General features: G+C 58.7%; 2 protein-coding genes. One reads left to right on the top strand and one right to left on the bottom strand.

The genetic code is table 11. The features are described from left to right. Positions 1 to 14: 14 nt before the first annotated feature. Positions 15 to 293, top strand: a complete 279-nt coding sequence (locus ACOCD2_RS25780; RefSeq protein ID WP_293653547.1) for a type II toxin-antitoxin system RelE/ParE family toxin — start codon at positions 15 to 17, stop codon at positions 291 to 293. A gap of 63 nt (positions 294 to 356) precedes the next feature. On the opposite strand, the gene ACOCD2_RS25775 is transcribed toward ACOCD2_RS25780, so the two are convergent. Then, positions 357 to 535: transposase (locus tag ACOCD2_RS25775; RefSeq protein WP_419589771.1), on the bottom strand; the 179-nt coding region annotated here is incomplete at its 5' end.

The raw sequence follows: 535 nt of genomic DNA, 5'->3' as shown, positions 1-535 counted from the left end.
CCGGCACCGCGCTGATGGTCCTGAAATGGACCAGTAAGGCGCTTTCCGACTTGACCCGCCTATACGATTTCTTACTGCCCGTGAACAAGCCCGCGGCCATCAAGGCCGTGCGGGCTTTGGTGAAGGCCCCCGACATCTTGTTGAGCAATCCCCGCATCGGCGAGCAACTATTCCAGTTCGCGCCGAGCGAGGTGCGCCGCATTCTGGTCGGCCAATATGAAATGCGGTACGAAATTGCTGACGACACGATTTACATGCTCCGGCTCTGGCATACACGTGAGCGCCGGGAATGACCAAAAAGCGCGACAAGCCCCTTCCTTCATGGAGGGGAAGGATAGCGCATCGCCGGTAGGCGATTAGTGAGGGGCTTGCTGTTGTTCGATGTACTGCTTCAGTACCTCGATGGGGGCACCGCCCACGGAACCGGCAAAGTACGAAGGCGACCAGAGATGGCCTTTCTTTCCGATCCAGTGGGTTTTGATGTGCGGGTAGCGTTTGCGCAGGCGGCGGGACGACACCCCTTTGAGGCTGTTGA

This window comes from Thiolapillus sp. (assembly GCF_048562965.1).
Taxonomy (GTDB): Bacteria; Pseudomonadota; Gammaproteobacteria; order Chromatiales; family Chromatiaceae; genus Thiolapillus; species Thiolapillus brandeum_A.
This window is presented reverse-complemented; position numbering and strand designations above follow the sequence as displayed.